Source organism: Gammaproteobacteria bacterium (assembly GCA_022340215.1).
GTDB lineage: Bacteria > Pseudomonadota > Gammaproteobacteria > JAJDOJ01 > JAJDOJ01 > JAJDOJ01.
The window spans coordinates 1-3,052 of the sequence record JAJDOJ010000063.1 but is presented as its reverse complement, the minus strand read 5'-3'; the positions used below and the strand labels follow the sequence as shown (position 1 = coordinate 3,052).

The 3,052-nt window shown below is 57.8% G+C and carries 6 protein-coding genes and 1 pseudogene; all 7 read left to right on the top strand.

Annotated features, from left to right (window positions below; translation table 11 throughout):
* Window positions 1-255, top strand: a 255-nt coding sequence (locus tag LJE91_04785) for a hypothetical protein (protein MCG6868055.1), incomplete at its 5' end; no start/stop codon positions are given.
* A 20-nt stretch (window positions 256-275) separates the two neighbouring features.
* Window positions 276-473: pseudogene (locus tag LJE91_04780) on the top strand (hypothetical protein).
* Between the two features lie 120 nt (window positions 474-593).
* Entirely contained in the window at window positions 594-782 is a 189-nt protein-coding gene (locus LJE91_04775) for a hypothetical protein (GenBank protein MCG6868054.1), read from the top strand.
* Window positions 767-1,069 carry a type II toxin-antitoxin system RelE/ParE family toxin gene (locus tag LJE91_04770; GenBank protein MCG6868053.1) on the top strand — a complete coding sequence of 101 codons (303 nt, stop codon included), beginning with the start codon at window positions 767-769 and terminating at the stop codon, window positions 1,067-1,069. The genes LJE91_04775 and LJE91_04770 overlap by 16 nt, the downstream gene beginning before the upstream one ends.
* 28 nt (window positions 1,070-1,097) lie before the next feature.
* The gene (locus tag LJE91_04765) at window positions 1,098-1,319 is read left to right on the top strand and encodes a DUF4160 domain-containing protein (GenBank protein ID MCG6868052.1); all 222 of its coding nucleotides are present in this window, start codon (window positions 1,098-1,100) and stop codon (window positions 1,317-1,319) included.
* Window positions 1,291-1,620, top strand: a complete 330-nt coding sequence (locus tag LJE91_04760; GenBank protein MCG6868051.1) for a DUF2442 domain-containing protein — start codon at window positions 1,291-1,293, stop codon at window positions 1,618-1,620. The genes LJE91_04765 and LJE91_04760 overlap by 29 nt, the downstream gene beginning before the upstream one ends.
* A 110-nt stretch (window positions 1,621-1,730) precedes the next feature.
* Window positions 1,731-3,052, top strand: a 1,322-nt coding sequence (locus tag LJE91_04755) for a heparinase II/III family protein (protein ID MCG6868050.1), incomplete at its 3' end; no start/stop codon positions are given.

The following is a 3,052-nucleotide window of genomic DNA, read 5'->3' as shown; positions in this document are numbered from 1 at the left end:
GTTTGTCGCGAAGGTGCAGAAAAAGGCCCGGTACCGGCAGATCAGTTGAATGTCCCAAGGACCCAACGCAGAAGGCCCTCGGCACCGCTGGAGGCGATAGCCGCCGAGCACTGCGAGCGCAATGCCGCCATTGTTGCGGCGCATGCCACTGGCGTCTACAGCTACAGCTACCGCGAGATTGCCGATCATTTTGGTCTGCGCCCGGCGACGGTGGGGCAAGTGATTCGCAGCCAAATGCTATCATGCGAGACCTGACCCCATACATACGGGTGCGGAAGATGAACCTGAGGCGGCAGGACAAGGGGCAGAAGGCCTGTGCCGCGGCGTTTCTGGATGCCATCCGGGAGGGGAGGGAGTCTCCGATTCCCTTCGAAGAGATCCTGGAGGTGAGCCGGATCAGTATCGAGATCCCGGGGAGCCGAAAGACAGGTAAGGGGAGTGAGGCGATACAGCCGATTGAGGCGGTTTCGTGACGGTGGAAACGCGGAAGCAGGGGAAGTGAGTACCATTGGTGGACTGCGTTACACTTGTCCACCCTACGCTGTAATGGTGGGAGTGGCCTGCCGTTTGGAAATGCGGATACGGAGGTTATCGTGAGCACGGCGAAAAACGAGGTGCAGTCACTGCTGGACAGGCTTCCGGATGACTGCACGCTGGAAGATATCCAATATCATTTGTATGTTGTCGAGAAAGTCCGCAGAGGTATCGAAAGGGCCGAAAGGGAAGGGGAGGTTCCACAACGGGAGGTGGAAGAACGGCTCGGCAAATGGAATACCGAGTAACCTGGTCGCCCGAAGCGGTTGAAGATCTCGAATCCATTGCCGAATACATAGGAAAAGACTCCTTTTTCTATGCACAGTCTGTCATTTCAAAGATTCTCGATGTCGCAAAAACGCTGAGTGATTTTCCGCAGATTGGGAGAGTCGTGCCGGAGATTGCTGACGATGTTATCCGGGAACGCATCGTTTACAGTTACCGCCTCGTATACAAGGTCGAGAACGAAAAGATACTGATCGTGGCCGTGATTCATGGCAGGCGATTGCTGGAGAACATCGGAGACAGGTTTTGAGTAGCATAGGCGTACGCCGGATCTTTGGTTGAATCCGCTCACCCGCGCCCGCCTGTTTTTCGACACCGTTCGCTATCTCATCCCGGTCCAGATATTCGGCCGGGTCTGGTTCCGTACCTACCGACTAGATCCAGTCAGGCTGCAACGAGGCGGTGGATTCGGCAGAAAAGAGGTGAGGCAGATTCATACAATTATTGAAGATCATCGAGCGCAGCTTCTGGATGCCTGGAGTGACTACTTTGGCAGTTGAGTTCAACACTTCTGATGCTGTTAACGTAATGGTGACGGAAGATACCTTGACGGTAGAGTTGAGTGATGGCCGTACCATATCCGTGCCGATTGAGTGGTATCCACGTCTTGTCCATGGCACACCCGAGGAGCGAAATGGCTGGCGCATCATTGGTCGTGGTCAGGGAATTCACTGGGAAAGCCTCGATGAGGACATCAGCGTCGAGGGGCTTCTCGCGGGAAAGCCTTCCGGGGAAACCCAAGAGTCGTTCAGGAAATGGTTGACGAAAAGAGGATCTGCTCAGTCGTCTGACCGGGAATGAGTTTTAGTTCTGGGTCCGTTCGAGAATCGGGAGGTAGAAGAAGGGCCGGGCTTATAATTCTTCCAGTGGCCGCGTATTCACAACATCATTTTGAACTAAATTGAAATACGTTGGATTCTCGTGTAACGCCTCTCTCACGTGCCCGCCTGCTTTTTAATACCGTTCGCTATCTCAGCCCGGTCCAGATATTCGGCCGGGTCTGGTTACGTGCCAGCCGTCCTCGTCCCGACACCCGGCCCGCCCCGGCGCTCCGCCCGCCGCTCAAGTCCTGGATAGCCGGTCCGGCCCGCGAGCGGATTACGGGCGACTGCCGTCGATTCAGGTTCCTGAACGTCGAAGGCGAGTTGAGTGGTCCGGAGGGCTGGAACGATCCGGCGCGGGAGAAGCTTTGGCTGTACAACCTGCATTACTTCGATTGCCTCCGGCCCGGCACGATGGACGGAGCACCGGGCCAGGCGCAGTCCGCAATGATCGGGCGCTGGATCGATGAGAATCCTCCGGCCGGCGGGAACGGGTGGGAGCCCTATCCACTATCCTTGCGGATCGTCAACTGGATCATATGGCACCTGTCCGGGAATGCACTGGACGGAGATGCGATCCACAGTCTTGCCGTGCAGGTGCGTTATCTGGCGAAGCGGCTGGAGTGGCATCTGCTGGGAAATCATCTGTTCGCCAATGCGAAGGCGCTGGTGTTTGCCGGGATGTTTTTCGAGGGGGAGGAGGCGGAGGCCTGGCTGGGCAAGGGGTTGCGGATACTCGGGGAACAGGTGCCTGAGCAGGTATTGGGGGACGGTGGGCACTTCGAACTGAGTCCGATGTATCACGGCATTATTCTGGAGGATTTTCTGGGTCTGGTGAATCTGGCGGGGGTTTATGGGCTGGTTGGAGAGCGTCAGAGTAGCTCGGATGCAGCGGTCGCGGAATCCGGGGGGGCGTTGAGTTGTGGGCCAGGTTTGAATCCCGGATTTCGCAGGGCTACATCCAGGCTACGGTTGCTGGTGAATCCTGCAGGGGCAGTTTCTGGCTGGATTGATGCAGTGCAATCGATGCGGCGATGGCTGGGGGTAATGTGTCATCCGGACGGGGGGATTCCGTTCTTCAACGATGCGGCGTTCGGCATCGCGCCGGACCGGGATGCGCTGGAAGACTACGCTCGGCGACTGGGGTTGGGTGAGATTTCTGATGAACTCAGCGGGGCGGTTGTTGCGTTGCGCGACAGCGGCTATGTCAGGCTGGCGCGGGGGCCGGTGGTGGCCTTGCTGGATGTCGGGAAGATCGGGCCGGATTACCTGCCTGGGCATGCGCATGCCGACTCCCTCGGGTTTGAGCTGTCCTTCGGTAATCGACGGATCATCGTGAACAGCGGGACCTCCTGTTACGGCGTCAGCGACGAGCGGCATCGGCAGCGTTCGACCGCCGCGCACAATACCGT

Excerpts from the sequence above, each read along its gene's own strand:
- LJE91_04770 (MCG6868053.1), top strand. The coding sequence starts at position 767 with ATGGAATACCGAGTAACCTGGTCGCCCGAAGCGGTTGAAGATCTCGAA.
- LJE91_04760 (MCG6868051.1), top strand. The coding sequence starts at position 1,291 with ATGCCTGGAGTGACTACTTTGGCAGTTGAGTTCAACACTTCTGATGCT.